This window comes from Aeromonas sp. 25-AL00135 (assembly GCF_054052385.1).
On sequence record NZ_JBSTYQ010000046.1, the window covers coordinates 1 to 579 of the forward strand.

Genomic DNA, 579 nt, shown 5'->3' on the forward strand with positions numbered 1-579 from the left:
GGCGTTTACCACGGTGTGATTCATGACTGGGGTGAAGTCGTAACAAGGTAACCCTAGGGGAACCTGGGGTTGGATCACCTCCTTACCTTAATGATGACGAAGTTGTTGAGTGTTCACACAGATTGCCTTGATTCAAAGTAGTTAGAGCAAAGACCTGATGCGCAAGCGTCAGTGCTTATCTGGCTTCGGTCAGATGAGAGAAGCCCTATCATTGGGTTTTGGGATGTGAATAATGGCGCTCGGCCTCGCAGGCTCGGCACTCGCCATTACCCAAAATCTGCACTGCTGACGCAGCGCAAAGATGATTTTGGGTCCCCTTCGTCTAGAGGCCTAGGACACCGCCCTTTCACGGCGGTAACAGGGGTTCGAATCCCCTAGGGGACGCCACTTCTCTTCTTGCTAACAAGAATGCAGACATAAGCAGTCATGTTTATGTCTGTTTTCTTCGGTCACTGACCGTTGCAAACATGCTCTTTAACAATCTGGAAAGCTGATTTAAAAAGTAGTTCTCAAACATTTGTTACAAGTGCTTTGGAAACTTCTTGGCGAAAACCAAATTTTATTTGGTCCTTGTTGTAC

1 tRNA gene and 1 rRNA gene are annotated in these 579 nt (G+C 47.3%); both read left to right on the forward strand.

The annotated features are described in order from the left end of the window. Positions 1-85, forward strand: a 16S ribosomal RNA gene (locus ACW5XC_RS20385); the annotation flags it as partial. Positions 86-311: 226 nt separating this feature from the next. Then, a tRNA-Glu gene (locus ACW5XC_RS20390) sits at positions 312-387 on the forward strand. Positions 388-579 lie beyond the last annotated feature (192 nt).